The sequence below is a fragment of the Cupriavidus sp. 01T418 genome (assembly GCF_056398885.1).
The window spans coordinates 1-19,812 of sequence record NZ_JBFTQG010000033.1 but is presented as its reverse complement, the minus strand read 5'-3'; the positions used below and the strand labels follow the sequence as shown (position 1 = coordinate 19,812).

Sequence of the window (19,812 nt, the reverse complement as noted above, 5' to 3'; positions counted from 1 at the left end):
TACCGTGCCGGGTTTATCCGTTTGGGTAGCAGTGTCGCCAACATTTCGCCCAGCTGTCAACACGCGCTGTATTTTGAAATGCACGCTTTGTGCTGACTTATGGAAAGCCGCTATTGCCTTTGCTGCCAAGACTTGCTCGACGGATAGCGGGGAATATGTCGCATTGGGCACTTTATCGGTTTATGGCGCACGCTGTTGCACCTCGGATGTCGTCGGGCAGCGACCCCACCTTGCCTGAAAAACGCCCGCGAAACTGACGGGCGCGGGGGCTTTGGATGCATCGACAGGCATCGCCGGGATTTATCAATCCGTGGCAACGTCCGAAGGATGTTGCCAGGCATCGCGCACTTGCGCGCTCGGCGCCAGCGCAAGGTTGATCTTGCGCGCGCCGATCGGCTGCTGGAACCATTGCTTCTGCAAGGTGATGACCTGGGGACCGGCGAATACCGATGCGAGGGTCTGGTCAACAAGCTGCTTCCACTCCGGGTCAGCCCTGGACATCATCAGCGCATTCTGCTCGATCGACAGCGCCGGACCCACGATCACGAATTGCGAGGGGTCCTTGGCGCGGGCGCGCAGCCCTGACAGCAACACGTCATCCATCACAAAGGCCTGGGCACGGCCGGATTCGAGCAGCAGGAACGACTCGCCATGGTCCTTGGCGTAGATGTCATGGTAGCCGTACTGGCTCTTCAGGCGGCGCACGTGACGGTCGCCGGTGGAGCCGGCGCTGGTGACGACGTTCTTGCCGCGCAGGTCATCGAACGACTGGATGCCGGAGTCCGCGCGCACCAGCATGCGCACTGTGGAGATGTAATGCGAGACGCTGAAAGCGACTTGTTTCTGGCGTTCCAGCGAATTCGTATTGGGCGCGCAGTCGAGATCCACCAGCCCGTTGACCACGGCCGGGATACGGTTCTGCGGCGTTAGCGGCAGCCAGCGCACCGTGATCGTTTTCAGGCCGAGCTTCACACGCGCGGCCTCGGCGACGCGCAGGCACAAGTCCACCGCGTAGCCAGCGGGCTTGCCCTTGTCATCGGCAAAGGAGAAGGGCAGGGCCGACTCACGATAGCCAAGCACGATGGTGCCGGTATTGCGGATCTTGTCCAGTACCGGGCTTTGCGCCTGGGCCGCTTGCGGGGCGGCAATCGACAAGGCGGCAGCCGCGGCGAAAACGAGCCTGGCCAGCAGGCGGGAGGCGCGTGTTGCGCCGGCGCTGGCCAATGTGGATAACGGGAACATATGTTGAGTATTTCAAAAATGGCAAGGCTACGCCGATGGCCTTGAGAGGCAAAGAACATCTTTGTCATAAGCAAATGCTTAGCCGGAAAACCGGGAAGCCGCCTGTGGCACCGGTTTTGACCCCTAACGCCCCGCTTTTCGGCGCCTTGGCGAGAACCGCCCCCAATGAAAAGCAGCAGTGATTCCGCGTGCCGATGCGCAAGCCCGGCGAGCTGGCGCTGATCAGTCAAGTCCTTTGTCATGAAGTCATCCGGGCGCGGGCTTCCCGCGTTGGGCGATCCGGTGCCGCAGCGGGCGTATACACTGCTACCCGCCATGGGCGTCAGCCTGACATTCCGATCAACCGGGGGCCTTCCCCCGGAAACCCGAATCCACATGTCGCAGCAAAAACTCCTGTTCCTCAGCGTTTCCGCCGGCGCCGGCCATATGCGCGCCGCCGAAGCGCTGCGCCTGACCGCCGAAGCCGAATTCCCGGACGTGCAAACACGGCATCTCGATGTCATGGAGTATGTTCCGGCCACTTTCCGCAAGCTCTACACGGATTTCTACATCAAGCTGGTCAACACCTACCCGGCCTTGTGGGGCATGCTCTACCAGCGAACCTCCGAGGCCGACCCGGCCGCGCCGATGCAAAAACTGCGGCGCGCCGCCGAGCGCCTCAGCACGCGCGCGCTGCGCCGCGCGATTGACGAATTCGCGCCGGATGCCATCGTGTGCACGCATTTCCTGCCTGCCGAGATCCTGATGCATGAGGTACGACGGCTGCGCCTGGCGGTGCCGGTGTGGGTGCAGGTGACCGATTTCGATCTGCACGGCATGTGGGTAATTCCCCATATGACGGGCTATTTCGCCGCCAGCGAGGAAATCGCTTTCCGCATGCGCGCCAACCGTATCGAAGCCGGCCGCATCCATACCACCGGCATCCCGGTGGTACCTGCGTTTTCCCACCCGCAGGACCGCCTGGCCTGCGCGCGGCATTTCGGGCTCGATGCGGCCCGGCGGACCATCATGCTGATGGGCGGTGGGGCAGGGCTGGGCGGCCTTGACGAAGTGACCGATGCGCTCATGCGACTGGACCACGATTTCCAGCTGATCGTGCTCGCCGGGCGCAACGAGATCGCGCTGGCGCGGCTCAAGACCCTGGCCGCAGCGCATCCCGGACGGCTCTTCCCCTTTGGATTCACCAACGAGGTGGAGCGCCTGATGGCGTGCTCCGACCTGGTCATCACCAAGCCCGGCGGCCTGACAACCTCCGAATGCCTGGCAATGGGCGTGCCGATGGTGCTCAATGCGCCCATCCCCGGGCAGGAAGAGCGCAATGCCGATTACCTGCTGGAGCAGGGCGCGGCGCTCAAGGGGGTCGACCTGGTGTCGCTCGAATACCGCGTCCGGCTGTTGCTGGCGGAGCCGGCGCGGCTCGACCGGATGCGCGCGCGAGCCCGCGCGCTGGGTCGACCGGCGGCGGCACGCCGCGTGCTGGAAACCGTGCTGGGGCAACTGGCGGGGTGCGGCCAGCGGGCCGCGCACGCTGCCGGCGCCACGCCGGCGGGACGCTGAGATGCGTGCCCTGAACCTGTCGGCTTCGCGTCAGCGCGCGCAGGCCTACCCGTCGCGGCATCCACTGGTGCTGATGCTCACCGTGGCCTGGACTGTGCTGCTGGCCTATTTTTTCGCCAATGTGGAGATCCAGATCGAAGGATCCGCGGGGTGGGCAGCCAATCTGCCCACCTGGCGCATCGAACACCACTGGCTGCTGGACATATTCTGGGGCGGCCGCCCGATGACCGGCTATCACGCGTGGATGTTCCCTTGCGTGGCGCTGTTCTTTCATTTCCCGCTGCTGTTCGGCGGGCGCTGGAACTGGCGCGCGCAGGCGCGCGTGATCGCCTGCATCATGGTGTTCTGGATCACTGAGGATTTCCTCTGGTTCGTGTTGAACCCGGCGTTTGGCGTGGCACGTTTCGCGCCGAGTTTCGTGTCCTGGCATATCCATTGGTGGGCCGGCGCGCCGACCGATTACTGGGTTTCGCTGGGTGCGGCAGTGGTGCTGCTCTGGCTGTCGTGCCGGGTGCCGCGCCACTAGAACGCGAGACACCGGGGTCAGCCGCTACAGCGCCTGCGGCCCCGACCATCGACCAAGCCCCCACAACAACAAGCATCCAGTCGATCGGGAGCCATTGTGCGACAGGGGGCGCCTGGCTCATGGTCTAGGCCTTGCGACTTGTGGCGCGCCGTTTGGTGAAACGGGGAGGCGCTTCGGGCCGAGCCGGCGCCGGTACTCGCGGCGTTGTCCCGTCGCCAGCAGGCACGGTATCGCCGGCATTCACCCCGCTGGGCACATACTGGACCCCATGCTGCGCGAGGTATTCACGAATGAGCTGACGCACCACCTGCGATGCTGTCAGATCCTGTTGTGCGCAAAGGCGCTCGAAGGCGGCCTTCTTGTTTGGATCGATGAGCAGCGTCAGCCGAGCAGTCTTGATCTCCATTGAGCCTCAACTTGCCAATATGATGGTCCGATGCGTCACATCACACATAAACAAATGCACGGAGTGACGCGGTCACTCAGGGTCCTTCTCAGGCAGAGCCGCAGTGCCAACCTGGGGCCGGGTGGCGTAGGCGACCCCATGCTGCTCCAAATAATCGCGGATTAGCTGCCGGACGACCTGTGATGGCGTTTGATCCTGCGCCGCGCACAGTGTTTCGAAGGCTTTCTTCTTCACGGGGTCGATCAACACGGTGAAACGGGCGGTCTTGGATTCCATGCGCTTTGAAATAGTGTTGTATGATAATGCGGTTATCATTATATACAACTGAACTGTGTGATGCAGCCCGTGATTGCAAGGTTTTGCCTTCCGGGGAATGTGGTTTTAGATGCGCTCACGGGCGCTCTTGGGGCATACCTGGTCACCCCAAGACTGCTCGACATAGGGATCGTTGTATGGAAGTTGTTTATGGGCCGCTTTATCTTTGAGGGCGACGTGGTAGACACGACAGTTGAAATGACCAACCGCATGGGCTTGCAAGGTCGCGGCTCTGCGCGGCTTACCTTTACCGCTGTTCAGTTCGAGTCCGAGATCCTGCTTGTCAGCAATGGTTTCACGGCGAACGCCAAGAATGTGATGGAGGTGATGCGACTCTCTGCGCGGGCGGGGAGCCAGGTGCATATCCAGGCCATCGGGCCGGACGAAGTTGCTGCCGTGAAAGTCATCGCCGCCCTGCTGACAGAGTGACGAATCGAATACCAGACTGGTCGAACTCACCCGATGGATTCTGATATCCCGGTCTATATGGAACGAGCTCGTTCGGTCAGCAGCGACTCATCTTCCATGTCCATTTCCATGTCCATTTCCGTGTCCGAGGACAACTGCAATGTTGGATAGAGACGGTCTGAACCGAAGGTAACGCTCATCGATGCGACCATGCCGATCCCATACTTGCGCAGACTGACCGGGAGGGAGCGCAGTCCAGAAGCCAACCGGCAACTGGCGCGCTATCTTGCCTTTGTGGCAGGCGCCACTAACGCAGGCGGATTCCTGGCGGTGCGGCAGTACACCTCCCATATGTCGGGCATCGTGTCCGCGATGGCCGACAATCTGGCGCTCGGCAGTATCGGCCTCATCCTGGACGGCCTCGGTGCCTTGTTATCGTTTCTGGCGGGGGCGGCCTGCTCTGCGATTTTGATCAACTGGTCTCGGCGCGAGCGCCTGCACAGCGAGTACGCGCTGCCGTTGATGCTGGAAGCTGCGTTGCTGGTGTGTTTTGGTTTGCTGGGCAGCAATCTCGAACTTCGCGAATGGCTGTTCGTGCCGGCGACGGTCATGGTGCTTTGCTTCATCATGGGATTGCAGAATGCCATGATCACCAAGCTCTCGAAGGCCGAGATCCGCACCACGCACATAACGGGGATGGTCACCGATATCGGCATTGAACTGGGTAAGCTGTTCTACTGGAACCTGGCCAAGGCCAATGCCGCGAAGCCCATTGTGCTGGCCGACCGGAGCAAGCTGCGCGTGCTCGTTACGCTGGTCGCACTGTTCTTTACCGGCGGTGTAGTTGGGGCGGTGGGGTTCAGGCATGTCGGGTTCAGCGTCACCCTCCCATTGGCCACGTTGCTGCTCGCCCTTGGTGCGGTACCAGTGATGGATGATGTACGGATCCACATGCTGCGCTCGGATTTTCTCCCGCGACTCGCTGCTCGTGCGCGTGCATGGGCACGCGAGGTAAAGCAAGACGTCCATGCGGTGTGGCTGGCAACGCACGATCCTCGCACGCCTTGGTATGCGAAAGCGCCAGCCTTGTTGGTTGCCTCGTATGCCTTGTCCCCCATTGGCCTGATTCCGGTTTTCATTCCAGTTCTGGGCTATCTGGAGGATGCGGTGCTGGTGCCCCTCGGTGTGTTGCTGGTGGTTCGGTTGATCCCGGCTGAGGTGATGGAACAGCATCGCGCCGCCGCCGCGCTCGCTGCGGAGCGTCCTGTCAGCCGCGTTGCAGTGGTCGTGATTGTTGCGCTCTGGCTTGCCGCGGCTGCCGTGGCGGTGGCCTGGCTGGCTGGCTGATTTGAAGCGATTTGTTTTTCCGCCTGATCCTGTCTCGGCTTGTTGGCATTTTTGCTTTGTTCTACGCCCGAGCCCCTGCAGTCCCCCGGTGACTCCTAACACCTCGTTACCTGGAGTCCGCCAGCGATTCCGGCCGATGCAGCAAGCTGTTCATTATCCTTGGCAGGATCGGCGATTGAACGCAGAAATTGCTGGAACGCCATTGCCGGTAGCGGCTTGGCCAGCAAGAAGCCTTGTGCCTCATCGCAGCCCAGCGCAATGAGCTTGTTCAGTTGGGTATTCGTTTCAACGCCCTCGGCGACGACCTCCATGTGCAAAGCATGTGACAGCGTGACGATAGCGCTCAGGAGTGCATGGCCCTCGGCTTCATGCAGATCCAGTTCGTGCGTAAAGAACTGGTCAACCTTGATCTGCCTGACTTGGAATCGTTGCAAATAGGCGAGGCTTGAGTATCCGGTTCCAAAGTCATCGATGGCCATCTCGAAGCCCCTCGCGTGAAACTTCCGGATGGTCTCGGTCGTCTTCGCAGCGTTCTGCATGGCGACGGATTCGGTGATCTCGAACATCACTCGCTTTGCCGACACCCGCGCCGCACTCACGATGGCATCGATACGCTCGACCAGATCCGGCACATTGAACTGTACCGGCGACAAATTGATGGAAATCTGCACCGCCGGCAGCCCTTGCGCATCCCAAGCTGCAATCCAACGACATACTTCCTTGATCACCCATTCCCCGATCTGGATAATCTGTCCGGAACGTTCCGCGATGGGAATGAACTCGAGAGGCGGAATGTTGCCGATCTCGGGATGACTCCATCGGATCAGCGCTTCCGCGCCGCTCACCAGGTTCTGGGCCGTACTGAATTTTGGCTGAAACGAGACGCTCAAATGGCCCTCTTCCAAAGCCCGCTGCAGATCGCGTTGCAGCGTTAATGTCCGGGTCGCATTCGCGTGCATGGCAGACTCGAAGAATCGGTATGCATTGCGCCCTCCCTGCTTCGCGCTATACATCGCCGCGTCAGCGCTGTGCAGCAAGGCCTTTGCATTGCTTCCATCCTTGGGAAACAGTGCAATGCCTATGCTTGCGCTGACGCGTAGCCGGACGCCGTTGATGACGGTCTCCTGACGTAGCACGCGCAATAGACCGGTGGCGATGGAGGCAGCAACCGAAGCGCCGGTCAAGCGATGCAGAACGATGGCGAATTCATCTCCGCCGACACGTGCCACCATGTCATCTGTTCGCACGCCTGCGCTCAGGCGAGTCGCGCACAACTTGAGCAGATCGTCGCCAACTGCATGCCCTAGCGAATCGTTGATGGTCTTGAAGCCGTCGAGGTCCAGGAAAAAAACAGCGAATTCGGATTCGCCGGTCGCGGAAGTCTTGACCGTCTGTTCGATATGTTCAGCTAGCGACAGGCGATTGGGGAGATTGGTCAATGCGTCGTGCGTCCCCAGATGCTGCAACTTGTGGTTCGCACGTTTCAATGAATTCGCCAGACTGCTGGTGTGCCAGCCGAGAAAAAACAGCGTCCCGGTCAACACGATCAGGGCGGCCGCCGACACAACCATCGCGAGCCAGCTTGTGTCAAGCTTGTTGGCCGAAAGGCAGACGCTGCCCGCTTCGAAGTTCGCTGCCGCCATGCCGATATAGTGCATGCCGGTAATCGCCAGCCCCATGATCAGTGCGGATCCGAGCCGTTTAGGAACGATATCTTGTGCTTCCGAAGCGCGTAATGTGAACGAAATCCACAGCGCGGCAATGGAAGCTGCGATGGCAACAGCGATCGACACTGCCACAATCCACGGCGTATAGTGAATCCGAGGCGACATCTGCATCGCCGCCATGCCGGTGTAGTGCATGCCGGCAATACCCAGTCCCATCGCTGAACCACCTACGCCGATCCGCATTGCGGAGAGGTGACCGCGGGTCACCGTGGTGAGTGCGAAGAAGGAAACCACACTTGCGAGCACAACCGATACAAAGGTGATGCCGAGATCGTAACCGACCGCAATGGGCAGCGAGAATGCCATCATGCCGATGAAATGCATCGACCAGATGCCGATCCCCATGACAATGGCACCGCCAACCAGCCAAGGTTCCCGCTGCCACCGCCCTGACAGAGACGTAATCCGCCCGGCGAGTTCCAGGGCTGTGTACGAGGCAAGCGAAGCCACAATGAGCGACAGGAAGACCAGCAACGGGTTGTAGACGCCACTCATGACCGTGATTCCCCTGGAATGCAATGCGCAACGACTACGTGGACCGGACTGCGCCTGATGTCTCTGCGGACATAACCTGCTGGGGCATTTTTATGCGATTCTCATTTTTTATTCATACCCCTTTCGTTGGGTGTCGTCATCGGTACACACATTCCACGTGAGTCGGTCCGCGCGCTGTTGGTATCTTGGTCGGAGCTGGAGTTGGAGATGTGGCCGCAGATCCACAGTGGAACTGAATCCTGCCTGCTCGGCAATGCGTGCCGGCGCCCACTAAAAACGCCTTGCGTTCATCCTTCGAGGCGCTCATCCAGTCGCTGCCATCCTCGATTGCACTAATGAAAGTTGTGGCCTGCCGCATTGCGATTTGGTGATGACGTTGCACGGTGGCACTGGCGCGAGGGAACCACAGCGCCGCATCCGGCATCCAATTAATCAGATGCAAGGCCTACATAAGAGAGATCGCGACTGCGACGTTGGAGGCCGTCGTGTTCCTCACTATTTCCGAAAGAGCCATGCCTGCACGTCTTGAAGACTACGCGCTGATAGGCAATTGCGAAACCGCAGCGCTCGTCGGCCGCGACGGCAGCATCGACTGGCTGTGCCTGCCGCGCTTCGACTCTCCCGCCTGCTTTGCCGCTCTGCTCGGCACTCGGGAGCACGGACGATGGCTGCTCGCGCCGGTCACGCCAGGATACGAGGTACGGCGTCACTACCGCGCGGGTAGCCTGGTACTTGAGACAGTCTTCCAGAGCCAGGAGGGCGACGTCAGCGTTGTCGATTTCATGGCGATTCATCAGGGGACACCGGCCGCCAGCGAGCGCACGGACTTAATCCGAATCGTGTGCGGCCGACGCGGCAGGGTACGGATGAAAATGGACATGACCCTGCGGTTTGACTATGGTTCCGCAGTGCCATGGGTCATGCGCCTCGACGATGACGAGGGCATCCGCGCAGTCGCGGGCCCGGCAATGGCCATGCTGCGCACGCCGGCTCCCCTTCGGGGCGAAGGCTTGTCGACGACCTCGGAGTTTTCTGTCGAAGGGGGTCAGGTCGTTCCTTTCGTCCTCACGTACGCACCGTCGCATCTCGCCGCCCCCGTCCCCGTGGATGCCTGCCGAGAACTCGAGCGAACCCAGTCGTGGTGGACGAACTGGTCGCGAAGGTCCTCGGCCGGTGGCGAATGGAAGGGGCCTGTCAGGCGATCGCTGCTGACGCTGAAGGCACTCACATACTGGCCTACCGGTGGGATCATCGCCGCGCCCACCACGTCGCTGCCGGAAGAGCCAGGCGGCGTACGCAACTGGGACTATCGCTATTGCTGGCTACGCGACGCCACCAGCACCCTTATCGCACTGATGGCTGCCGGCTACTACGAGGAGGCACAGGCCTGGCGTGACTGGCTGACGCGGGCGGTTGCCGGAAGTCCCGAGCAAGCACAAATCATGTATGGGGTTGGCGGCGAACGTCTCCTGTGGGAGCGTGAACTGGGTTGGTTGCCCGGATACCGGGGAGCTCGCCCGGTGCGCGTGGGAAACCTCGCTGCGACCCAGCTTCAACTGGATGTCTACGGGGAAGTGCTGGATGCCCTCTATCAGGCACGCGAGGGAGGATTGCCGTGCGATACCGCGTCCTGGGCGCTGCAGCGGGCGCTGGTGGATCACTTGGCGTCCATCTGGACGCAGCCCGACGAGAGCATCTGGGAGGTTCGCAATGGTCGTCACCAGTTCACCTATTCGAAAGTGATGGCCTGGGTGGCGTTTGATCGGGCAATCAAGACCGCCGATGCGCGTGGCTGGTCCGGCGCCGTGTCTCGCTGGCGTGCACTGCGCACCGCCATCCATGCCGATGTCTGTGCTCATGGTTTCAACACTGCGCGGAATACCTTCGTTCAGGTCTATGGAGGCGATTGCACGGACGCTAGCCTGCTGCTGCTCCCCGTGGTCGGATTCATCGATGGCAAGGACCCCAGAATGTTGGGGACAATCAGAGCCATCGAGCAGGAGTTGCTAAACAACKGGTTGGTGTGTCGGTACGCGCACGCCAATACGCCGGATGGACTGGCAGGCGGGGAAGCCACTTTCCTGGCCTGCAGCTTCTGGCTGGCCGACGCGTATGCACTCGCCGGGCGGTGGACGCAAGCTCGGGAGTTGTTCGAAAGGCTCCTTCTGCTTCGGAACGACGTCGGTTTGCTAGCCGAAGAGTATGACCCAGTGACGCGCAACATGGCTGGGAATTATCCACAGGCCCTGTCGCACATCGCACTGATCAACACTGCCCTGCTACTGGACAGCGGAACCGGGATGTCCTTGAAGGATCCTGAACGGAGATAGTTTCGTGGCGTATTCGGCATAATTTCCAAGTCGAAGTGTTATTAAGGTGACTTCTCAGGTCCATATTGCGCGTAAATGTGGTGATTGCGACTCATTGAAGCATCTCGTTACCGTCCATCCAGGCATGCTTCAGCATCAAGGCCTACTCTTAGGGGTAGAATCCGCCCCCTGCGTACTTTGTAGCCTTTCTATAACAAATGAGCCCCCGTCCTTCGCGCATGGCGTGCATTGACGCACTCAAGGCGATCAGCTCCCAGTTGATCGTGCTGCACCATCTTGCCTTTTACGGCCCCATGTCCGATGCGGCGCATGTGCTGGCCCCCGACCTGCTCGATTGGTTCTCGCAATACGCGCGCATCGCCGTGCAGGCATTTCTCGTCATCGGCGGATTCCTGGCGGCGCGCAGCCTCGCGCCGGACGGGCATCTGATGGAGCCGCACCCCTTGCAAGCAATCTGGCGCCGCTACCAGAAGCTGGTGGTGCCCTATACCGTGGCTATCGTGATTGCGATTGCCGGTGCCGCCGTTGCGCGCACCTGGATGCATCACGATTCCATTCCCGCGGCCCCTGGCCTGCCTCAGTTCTTGGCGCATGTGCTGCTGCTGCACAATGTGCTCGACTTCGACGCACTGTCGGCCGGCGTCTGGTACGTGGCCATCGATCTGCAACTGTTCGTGCTGCTGATCCTGGCGCTGTGGGCTGCGCGCCGCTGCGCGCAATGGTTCGAGGTTGGCGGGGGCCCGTTCGGGGCGTTGGTGGTGGTGGGGCTGGTCCTGGCTTCGCTGTTCTGGTTTAACCGCGACGCCACCTGGGATATCTGGGCCATTTACTTCTTCGGTGCCTATGGCATGGGCACGCTGGCTTATTGGGCCTCCGCGCCAGAGCGCTCGCCGATGGCGCTGCTTGTGCTGGGCACCGTGGTGCTGGCGGCTCTGATGGTGGACTTCCGCTTGCGCATCGCCGTGGCGTTGTCGATCGCGCTGCTGCTGGGTCTTGCGCGGCGCGGTGGCTGGCTGGAGCGCTGGCCGCAAGCCCCTGGCCTGGCACTCTTTGGGCGAATTTCCTACTCGGTCTTCCTGGTGCACTTCCCGGTATGCCTGCTCGTCAACGCGCTGGTGTTCCACCTCGCGCCGAATCGGCCTTTGCTCAACGCGCTGGGCATGATCCTGGCGTGGCTGTCGAGCAATGCCGCCGGTATTTTGTTCCATCGTTACATCGAGAGCACCCACCCGCTGCGAACCCTGCGGCTGGCATTGTGGCCGGCTCGTGCGCAGCCGTCCCAGCCGCGACAGGCCGGGCAGCAACGGTCGACCTGATTCTTCACAGGCGTATCCAATGAAGCGGCACCCCGCCCCAGCGGCCGGGTGCCACTGTTACATGGTGCCAATGCACCATGAGCCAGCCATGGGCCGCCGGCGTGCGCACGCCTACGGTGCAGCCGGTCATCGTGCGGCACCCAACAAACGGTATAAACGAGCATTGGGATATGGCACGAAGGTTGCCTACTATGGAATAGCGAACCTGACCGTTTGGTCAGGATTTCTGTTCCGAGGCTGCCATGTCCGACCATATTGTCCTGACCTCGCACGCGCGCCGCGACAAGCCGGCCGAGCCCATCCACTGGGGGGCCGGCACGGCGGTGGAGCGCGGGCCCGTGATCGCCAGCGTGACCAATCCGGCCCAGCGCAATGTGATCGGCACCCACTCCGGCGCCTACGCGGTGTACCGCGCGCTGGCCGTGGCCTCCGGCAAGCTGCAGCGCGATCACCGCGCTGACCTGACGGACACTTCCCCGGCCGAATCCATCGGGCCGCATCCGCAATGGAGCGACCCGGACAGGATCGTCTCCCTGGATCCCTGGGGACACCTGGTTTCGAGTGCCTTTGCAGACCGCATTCTGGCGGGCATCGATATCCGGCCCACGATCGCCATTACGCGCGCCCACATCAATATGCCGGAACTGATGGGTGCCATCGCAGCCGGCCGTCTCACGCCCGACGGCCAGATCCTGCATGCCAACGGCGACGTACGGGTCACCAAGGCCGCGATCGATCCGGTCTGGTACCTGCCGGGGCTGGCGCGCCGCTTCGACATCAAGGAGAGCATGCTGCGCCGCAGCCTGTTCGAGCAGACCGGTGGCATGTTCCCCGAACTGGTGACGCGGGCCGACCTCAAGGTGTTCCTGCCACCGATCGGTGGCATGACCCTGTACTTTTTCGGCGATGTCAGCCAGTTGGGCAAGCCCGAAACCAAAGTGGCCTGCCGCGTGCACGACGAGTGCAACGGCTCGGACGTGTTCGGCTCGGATATCTGCACCTGCCGCCCCTACCTGGCGCATGGCATCGAGGTTTGCATCGAGATGGCACAGCAGGGCGGGGTGGGTCTGGTGGTCTACAACCGCAAGGAAGGCCGGGCGCTGGGCGAAGTGACCAAGTTTCTGGTCTACAACGCCCGCAAGCGGCAGGTCGGCGGCGACCGGGCCGAGACGTATTTCGCGCGCACGGAGTGTGTGGCCGGGGTGCAGGACATGCGCTTCCAGGAGCTCATGCCCGATGTATTCCACTGGCTGGGCATCAAGCGTATCGATCGCTGGGCTTCGATGAGTAATATGAAACATGGGGCGCTGACCGCTCAAGGTATCGAGGTGATCGAGCAGGTAGCAATTCCCGATGCACTGATCCCGGCCGATGCCCGCGTGGAAATCGACGCCAAGGTGGCGGCTGGCTATTTCACGAGCTATACCCCGCCCGGTGCCGAAGAACTCGCGCTGGCGAAGGGTAGAGGACTGAACGAATGAACGAAAACCCCGAAGTGGGCGGCCCGCAGGGCGCCCCCGATGCGTTCACGAACGACCCGGATCACCGCGCCGGATGGGCCAGCCCCGTGCCACCGGGACATCCGGCCGCGGCGCTGCTGACCGGCCCGGCGGTACGCACGCGCTGCGCCGCCGTGACGGACCATGTGGCGGCTGGCGCGTCCGGACTGTTTACCTGGCACCCGGAGCGCATTCCGGCGGTGGCCGATTATGTGGCGACCACCATCCGCCAGCGTTATCCGGACCTGAATGTGCCGTACCACAGCCGCTGGCGCCATTTTGAAAGCGGCGGTCCTGGAGAGAAGCTGGACCGCTGGCAGATCCTGTGCGAACGCGGCGGGCTTTCCGGCGAGGCCGACCGCGAGGAACGTGCCCGTATCGGCATCGACCTGGTCATCCCCAGCGTGCTGCTGGACGCTGGCGCCGGCCCGGACTGGCGCTACCGCGATCCGGCCAGCGACCTGCTGCTGACGCGCTCCGAGGGGCTTGGCGTTGCCAGCTTCGACCTGTTCGCGCGCGGCGGTTTTTCCGCCCAGCCGGGCCAGCCGCTGCGCTCCGATGCCGAGCGGCTGATGCGCATCGATGCGTCTTCCATCGCGACCGCCTTCCAGGTGGCGCAGCACAATCGGCTGGTGGGCCTGGACGGCCGTGCCGGCCTGCTGCGCCGGCTGGGCGAAGTGGCGCAAGCCACGTCGGCCGTGTTCGGCACGCCAGCGCGGCTGGGTAACCTGTACGACTACCTCAAGGGGCACGCCGTCGACGGGCAGATCGAGGCTGGCTTCGTGCTGTCCACGCTGCTGGTCGCGCTCGGGCCCGTGTGGCCGGGGCGCGTCAGCCTGGGCGGGGTGTCGCTGGGGGACTGCTGGCACCATCCGGCCTGCACCGATGGGCTGGTGCCCTTCCACAAGCTGACCCAGTGGCTGACGTACTCGCTGCTGGAACCGCTTGAAGATGCCGGCCTGACTGTGACCGGGGTGGAGGCGCTGACCGGCTTGCCCGAGTACCGCAATGGTGGCCTGCTGTTCGATTTCGAACTGATGGTGCCGCGCGATCCCGGTTTTGCCGCCGTAGCGCACACGGTCGATGAGCCGGTCATCGTGGAATGGCGTGCCCTGACGGTGACCGGGCTCGACCTTGTGGCCGCGTCGGTGCGCGATGCGCTCGGCCTGTCGGCCGCGGCGTTCCCGCTTGCCCGCGTGCTGGAGGGCGGCACCTGGGCGGCGGGACGGCGCATTGCCGCCAAGCGCAGGCCCGGCGGACCGCCGCCATTCGCCATCAACAGCGATGGCACGGTGTTCTGACCGATATCGCAGTCACGCGTCGAGCCGCAGGCTGACCCCTTCACGACCGCATTCCAGGAGCGCATCATGACCGACCTCTCCGCTGTGCCGCCTGTCACCCCGTCCGTGATGGTGGTGGACCATCCACTCGTGCAGCACAAGGTCACGCTGGTACGCAGCGAAGACACCACCACCGACAATTTCCGGCGGCTGGTGCGCGAGATCAGCCAGTTGCTGACCTACGAGGCGACCCGCGACCTGGCGATGGAGACCATCGCCATCAAGACTCCGATCGCGCCCATGCAGTCGCCGGTGCTGTCGGGCAAGAAGCTGTGCCTGGTTTCGATCCTGCGGGCCGGCAATGGCTTCCTGGATGGCATGCTGGAGTTGCTGCCGGCCGCGCGGGTAGGGCATATCGGCTTGTACCGTGACCCCGAAACGCTGGAGCCGATCGAGTACTACTTCAAGATCCCGGAGGACATCCATGAGCGGCTGGTGATCGTGGTCGACCCCATGCTGGCCACCGGAAACTCCGCCATCGCCGCGCTCAACCGCCTGAAGGAAGCCGGCGTGAGCACCCTCAAGTACGTATGCCTGATCGCGTCGCGGCAGGGGTTGCGGGCACTGCAGGCAGCGCACCCCGACGTGGCAATCGTCACCGCCGCCATTGACGAGGAACTCAACGAGCACGGCTACATCGTGCCCGGCCTGGGCGATGCCGGCGACAGGCTCTACGGCACCAAGTAATGGGAGCGCCGGCCACGGCGCCGCCGCCATGCTTTCCGCCACTGCGGGAGAGGGCGGGCGGCCGTATCCGCCAGGAAAACGAGGCGCTCATCCTGCGCGCTGCGGAGTCTGTGTTCGCGCGCGCCGGGTTCGCCGGCGCCACCATGAATGAGATCGCCGCGCGCGCCGGCGTCCCGAAGTCCAACCTGCATTACTACTTTCGCACCAAGCAGGCGCTGTACAGGGCAGTGCTGGCGCATACGCTGGCGCTGTGGCTGTCCGAGACCGACATTATCGGCGCGGAGCAAAGCCCGCGGGTCGCCCTTGAGCAATACATCCGCGCCAAGATGCGGCTGTCGGCCAGCCATCCCGACGCCTCGCGCGTGTTCGCCAACGAACTGCTGCACGGCGCGCCGGAAATCCGCGACGTGCTCAGCGGTGCGCTGCGCGCGCTGGTGGCGCGCAAGGCCGGCGTGATCCGCGAGTGGATCGCGCGCGGCGAGATGGCCAGCGTGGATCCGCTGCACCTGTTCTTCACCATCTGGGCAGCTACCCAGACCTATGCCGATTTTGAGTCGCAGGTATGCGCCGTGCTCGGGGTGAGCCACCTGGGCCAGCGCGATTATGAACAGGCCACCGATCATCTCGTGCAGCTTTTGCTGCGCGGTTGCGGGCTGGAGCCGGCCGGCGTGGCCATGTAGTTATCGTTCGCCCGGGCGCCATGAGACAACCAATATGCTCGACCTTATCCTTCGTAACTGCGCGCTCCCCGACGGCCGCACCGGCATCGATATCGGTATCGCTGGCGACCGCATCAAGGCTGTCGAGCCGGCGCTAAAGGCGCCGGCGGCCACCGAATTCGACGCAGCGGGCCAACTCGTCACCCCGCCCTTCGTCGATGCGCATTTCCACATGGACTCCACACTGTCCTACGGCTTGCCGCGCATCAACCAGTCGGGCACCTTGCTCGAGGGCATTGCGCTATGGGGCGAGCTCAAGCCGCTGCTGACGCAGGATGCCATCGTCGAGCGGGCACTGGCCTATTGCGACTGGGCGGTGGCCAAGGGCCTGTTGGCGATCCGTTCGCATGTGGATGTGTGCGATCCGCGCCTGCTTGCCACCGAGGCGCTGCTGCATGTGCGTGAGAAGGTCCGGCCTTACCTGGACTTGCAGCTGGTCGCCTTTCCGCAGGACGGCGTGCTGCGTGCGCCCGGTGCGCTCGACAACCTGAAGCGGGCGCTGGACATGGGCGTCGACGTGGTGGGTGGCATACCGCATTTCGAACGCACCATGGCCGATGGCGCCGAGTCCGTGCGCATCCTGTGCGAGCTGGCCAGCGAGCGCGGGCTGCGCGTGGACATGCATTGCGACGAGAGCGACGACCCGCTGTCGCGCCATATCGAGACCCTGGCCTACCAGAGCGTGCGGCTCGGGATGCAGGACAGGGTTGCCGGTTCGCACCTGACCTCGATGCATTCGATGGACAACTACTATGTGTCCAAGCTGATCCCGCTGATCCGCGAATCCGGGGTGGCCGCCATTGCCAACCCGCTGATCAACATCACGCTGCAGGGCAGGCACGACACCTACCCGAAGCGGCGTGGCATGACCCGCGTGCCGGAGCTGCTGGCCGGCGGCGTGCCGGTGGCATTCGGCCACGACTGCGTGATGGATCCGTGGTACAGCCTGGGCTCCGGCGACATGCTGGAGGTGGCGCATATGGGGCTGCATGTAGCGCAGATGACCGGGCAGGAAGCGATGCGTGCCTGTTTCTCTGCTGTCACCGAGACGCCGGCGCGCATTCTTGGCCTGGACGGCTACGGCATCGCGCCGGGCTGCCGCGCCGACCTGGTGCTGCTGCAGGCGCGCGACGCGGTCGAGGCGATCCGCCTGCGCGCTACCCGCCTGCTGGTGCTGCGCGCCGGGAAGGTGGTGGCGAGCACGCAACCGGCTACCGCGACCCTGCACCTTGACGGCAGGCCTGGGAACGTCAGCTTCCAGTCTTGAAGAAGGCTGGAGGGAATATGCTGGGAGGGTGTTGACAGCGGATTCTGCTATCAGCATAATGTCGTTCTTCGCAGCGCTGCAGCAAAAACAGCGCAACGAAGCCCAGATGGCGAAATTGGTAGACGCACTAGGTTCAGGTCCTAGCGGTGGCAACACTGTGGAGGTTCGAGTCCTCTTCTGGGCACCAAGACTCGATGAAAAAGGCCGTTGCTGACGCAGCGGCCTTTTTCTTTTGGTGCGCCCGGCAGGGCGCACAACCGCTAATCCTTTGTTTCGCTTCTTCTTGTTCTGCCGCGGGCTGGCGCGCTGCCCGTCCCGGATGCCAGCCGCGATCCTGGCGGAGCGATCTGGATTCGCATGGCAAGCTGGCTGCGGCTGACACGCTGCCGCCAGGCTGCCATGCCGCACTGTGCGGCACCCCACGCAAGGCGCGCCCGGGCCCTAACGGCTGCACCATGTTTGGCCTATGCTCCAGCAAAGCAGGCATGGTTCATTTCAGCCAGGGGTTGCAGTCATGGCCAGGGGCGTGTCAACTGCGAGCGCGACGGGAGGGGGCGCCAGTACCGCTGGGACTGGTCTTTGCGCACACGCAGCCCACCCTCATCCCTGCCGCCAGTTCTGTTGCTCGATCCTTGCGATGCTGCTGGCAGCGCTGGCGCAGGCCGAAGAGCGTTCCTCGGCCGGCAATGCCAGTCTCGGCTGGGACCAGCTCGAATCCGATTCGCTTGCGCAGGTGGCCAGCAATGCGCCGGAGCAGCCTGCGCAGGTCGCCAGCAGCAATGCCTTGGCGCTGCCTCCGCGAATCGCCGGAGACGATCTGCCAGCGCCGCCCGCGCCGACAGCCTGGCCCAGCGTGGAGGACGCGCAGGTGCCCTTGGTGGCATCGATCAGCAAGTGGTACTGGACCGGCGGGTCGCCTCCACCCGGCGCGGACAATGACGTCCCCGGCCTCGGCGCGGCTGTGCCCCATCCCCTGTATGCCGAACCCGCCAACCCTTCGCGGCCCGTTCAATTATTCCTGCACCTGGACGATGTCACTTCGGCCACCGGGTTTGTCGGCGGCGGGGTGCAAAGCATGGCCGTCGCGCTGGATACCGTGGTCCCGCGCAGCGGCGGCTTGACGATACAGCCGCGCTTGCAACTCGCCTATCAGCCTGGGGCGCAGAAGAGCGCGCCCGGCTTCCTGGCAGGGCAGCCGGCGGATGCGAGCGCTGCCGAGGTGGTCGTGCGGGTCTACGGCACCCAGCCGACCCGGCTCACCGGCGCCAACGGGGTCTATCCATTCGTCGAAGCCGACCTGTGGCAGGACCGCAAGCAGGTGATCAATATCAACGGCACTCGCATCGATCCCGATATGCTGCGCGGGCTTCTCTCACTCAACCTGGGCGCGCATGGCAGCACCAACGGTGGCGTCAAGCTTTGGCTCAAGCTGAAGGCCGGGCACAATCCGGGTGGCACTTTTGGAGCGCGCTATCGCTGGTAACGGATCAGCTTCCCCGCATCGACGCCGTGGCGCGCCCGCATTATGCTGCGCCGGCCTAAGCCGGTTCACCGCAGCATGACGGGATCTGCATGCCACGAGAAAAGAGGGGGGTTGCATTCCTGCGCGGTTGCGCTAGAATGCCGTCTTCGCGTGCGGCTGTAGCTCAGTTGGATAGAGTACTTGGCTACGAACCAAGGGGTCGTGGGTTCGAATCCTGCCAGCCGCACCACCGATATGAAAAGGGCTAGCACGTTTGCGCGTGCTGGCCCTTTTGTCTTTCCAAGGCCGCGAAGGGAAGCCGAGGGGGATGCGCATAGGATGCCGCATGCGCGCAACGCGGCGCCGTTGTCGATTCCCACCTTGGGCACTCGTCAGCGCCGTCACAAGCTGCAGGAACGATCTTTCCCTCTTGTTGCTGTACGGCGCGAATGTCAGAGGCAGAATCTCCTGCCTGCCCCTACCATCTCTCGTCCATGTCCTCCGAAATCGATAAAGCCGCCGCCATAGTCTGGGTCAAGATTCAAATGGCGAAGCACGGCCTTTCGTTGGCGAGCCTGGAGGAAGCGGGATGTTTCCCGTCGCCGGCGACAGGGCCGAAGCCGGCCGTACGGTATCGTGATGCAGAAGGACGAAGCTGGGACGGGCAGGGTGAGATGCCGCAATGGCTGCAGCGGGCCGTTAGCGCTGGCCAGAGCGTTGAGCATTTTCTGATCGCCCGTTGAGCTTGTCAGCGCGCATATGCCTGCGGGCCACGAAGGCCGTAAGTGCCTTACGATGGGTGATCGAAAAGACCGTTTCGAGATTTTCCAGAAAGAGCCTTGTCAGGCGGGCGCGGACGCATTAGTATTCGCCCCCTTGCAACACACACGCCGCGCTGCATTGCAGACGGGGCAAGGGTTGCGGGATTTGCTGGAAAGGTGGGTGGCGCAAAAATAGCGAAGCTTGCCGAAGCAAAAAAAGATTAAAAATATTTGACGAAACGCGGATTGCTCTTCATAATCTCGTTTCTCTGCTGCGGACAACGCAGCGACGCGGTAAGCAAAGCGAACCGGGTGAAGTTCTTTAACAAACAAACAACCGATAAGTGTGGGCGCTTGATAGCGGATGCGGAAGGCTTCGGTCTTTTAGCTTACAAGTTATAAAGTGCT

General features: G+C 62.8%; 17 protein-coding genes and 2 tRNA genes. 15 read left to right on the top strand and 4 right to left on the bottom strand.

Annotated features, from left to right (window positions below; genetic code table 11):
• Positions 1-303: 303 nt before the first annotated feature.
• Positions 304-1,242, bottom strand: a complete 939-nt coding sequence (locus AC1DQ3_RS25595) for an amino acid ABC transporter substrate-binding protein (RefSeq protein ID WP_477122960.1) — start codon at positions 1,240-1,242, stop codon at positions 304-306.
• 375 nt (positions 1,243-1,617) lie between these two features.
• Between AC1DQ3_RS25595 and AC1DQ3_RS25590 the strand changes: the two genes are divergently transcribed.
• Both AC1DQ3_RS25590 and AC1DQ3_RS25585 read left to right on the top strand, forming a co-directional pair.
• A complete protein-coding gene (locus tag AC1DQ3_RS25590) occupies positions 1,618-2,799 on the top strand; it encodes an MGDG synthase family glycosyltransferase (RefSeq protein ID WP_477122959.1) in 1,182 nt (393 codons plus the stop codon).
• A 1-nt stretch (position 2,800) separates the two neighbouring features.
• Positions 2,801-3,325 (top strand): hypothetical protein, encoded by a 525-nt coding sequence (locus AC1DQ3_RS25585; protein WP_477122958.1) that lies wholly within the window; start codon positions 2,801-2,803, stop codon positions 3,323-3,325.
• Positions 3,326-3,449: 124 nt separating this feature from the next.
• Here the strand turns inward: AC1DQ3_RS25585 and AC1DQ3_RS25580 are convergent, their stop codons facing one another.
• Both AC1DQ3_RS25580 and AC1DQ3_RS25575 read right to left on the bottom strand, forming a co-directional pair.
• Positions 3,450-3,731: a ribbon-helix-helix protein, CopG family gene (locus tag AC1DQ3_RS25580; RefSeq protein WP_477122957.1), complete on the bottom strand. Its 282-nt coding sequence runs from the start codon at positions 3,729-3,731 to the stop codon at positions 3,450-3,452.
• A 72-nt stretch (positions 3,732-3,803) separates the two neighbouring features.
• On the bottom strand, positions 3,804-4,007 hold the full coding sequence (locus AC1DQ3_RS25575) for a CopG family transcriptional regulator (RefSeq protein WP_477122956.1): 204 nt from the start codon (positions 4,005-4,007) through the stop codon (positions 3,804-3,806).
• Positions 4,008-4,067: 60 nt separating this feature from the next.
• On the opposite strand from AC1DQ3_RS25575, the gene AC1DQ3_RS25570 reads away from it, so the two are divergent.
• Complete coding sequence (locus tag AC1DQ3_RS25570) at positions 4,068-4,475, top strand: HPr family phosphocarrier protein (protein WP_477122955.1); 408 nt, start codon at positions 4,068-4,070, stop codon at positions 4,473-4,475.
• Positions 4,476-4,664: 189 nt separating this feature from the next.
• Entirely contained in the window at positions 4,665-5,801 is a 1,137-nt protein-coding gene (locus tag AC1DQ3_RS25565; protein WP_477122954.1) for a DUF1275 domain-containing transporter, read from the top strand.
• A gap of 95 nt (positions 5,802-5,896) precedes the next feature.
• Here the strand turns inward: AC1DQ3_RS25565 and AC1DQ3_RS25560 are convergent, their stop codons facing one another.
• Entirely contained in the window at positions 5,897-8,023 is a 2,127-nt protein-coding gene (locus AC1DQ3_RS25560; protein ID WP_477122953.1) for a putative bifunctional diguanylate cyclase/phosphodiesterase, read from the bottom strand.
• A gap of 512 nt (positions 8,024-8,535) precedes the next feature.
• Here AC1DQ3_RS25560 and AC1DQ3_RS25555 point away from each other — a divergent pair.
• The 11 genes from AC1DQ3_RS25555 to AC1DQ3_RS25505 all read left to right on the top strand — a co-directional run bounded on the left by AC1DQ3_RS25555 (position 8,536) and on the right by AC1DQ3_RS25505 (position 19,386).
• On the top strand, positions 8,536-10,353 hold the full coding sequence (locus AC1DQ3_RS25555; protein ID WP_477123010.1) for a glycoside hydrolase family 15 protein: 1,818 nt from the start codon (positions 8,536-8,538) through the stop codon (positions 10,351-10,353).
• 197 nt (positions 10,354-10,550) lie between these two features.
• Positions 10,551-11,669, top strand: a complete 1,119-nt coding sequence (locus AC1DQ3_RS25550; protein ID WP_477122952.1) for an acyltransferase family protein — start codon at positions 10,551-10,553, stop codon at positions 11,667-11,669.
• Positions 11,670-11,911: 242 nt separating this feature from the next.
• On the top strand, positions 11,912-13,150 hold the full coding sequence (locus AC1DQ3_RS25545) for a GTP cyclohydrolase II (RefSeq protein WP_477122951.1): 1,239 nt from the start codon (positions 11,912-11,914) through the stop codon (positions 13,148-13,150).
• Complete coding sequence (locus tag AC1DQ3_RS25540) at positions 13,147-14,469, top strand: URC4/urg3 family protein (RefSeq protein WP_477122950.1); 1,323 nt, start codon at positions 13,147-13,149, stop codon at positions 14,467-14,469. The genes AC1DQ3_RS25545 and AC1DQ3_RS25540 overlap by 4 nt, the downstream gene beginning before the upstream one ends.
• A gap of 66 nt (positions 14,470-14,535) precedes the next feature.
• Positions 14,536-15,195: a uracil phosphoribosyltransferase gene (upp, locus tag AC1DQ3_RS25535; protein ID WP_477122949.1), complete on the top strand. Its 660-nt coding sequence runs from the start codon at positions 14,536-14,538 to the stop codon at positions 15,193-15,195.
• Positions 15,195-15,875 carry a TetR family transcriptional regulator C-terminal domain-containing protein gene (locus tag AC1DQ3_RS25530; RefSeq protein ID WP_477122948.1) on the top strand — a complete coding sequence of 227 codons (681 nt, stop codon included), beginning with the start codon at positions 15,195-15,197 and terminating at the stop codon, positions 15,873-15,875. The genes upp and AC1DQ3_RS25530 overlap by 1 nt, the downstream gene beginning before the upstream one ends.
• Positions 15,876-15,909: 34 nt before the next feature.
• On the top strand, positions 15,910-17,181 hold the full coding sequence (locus AC1DQ3_RS25525) for an amidohydrolase family protein (protein WP_477122947.1): 1,272 nt from the start codon (positions 15,910-15,912) through the stop codon (positions 17,179-17,181).
• Positions 17,182-17,281: 100 nt separating this feature from the next.
• A tRNA-Leu gene (locus AC1DQ3_RS25520) sits at positions 17,282-17,368 on the top strand.
• A gap of 450 nt (positions 17,369-17,818) precedes the next feature.
• Complete coding sequence (locus AC1DQ3_RS25515) at positions 17,819-18,664, top strand: hypothetical protein (RefSeq protein ID WP_477122946.1); 846 nt, start codon at positions 17,819-17,821, stop codon at positions 18,662-18,664.
• Between the two features lie 152 nt (positions 18,665-18,816).
• Positions 18,817-18,893: transfer RNA gene (locus tag AC1DQ3_RS25510), tRNA-Arg, on the top strand.
• 244 nt (positions 18,894-19,137) lie between these two features.
• Entirely contained in the window at positions 19,138-19,386 is a 249-nt protein-coding gene (locus AC1DQ3_RS25505) for an H-NS histone family protein (protein ID WP_477122945.1), read from the top strand.
• Positions 19,387-19,812: the final 426 nt, after the last annotated feature.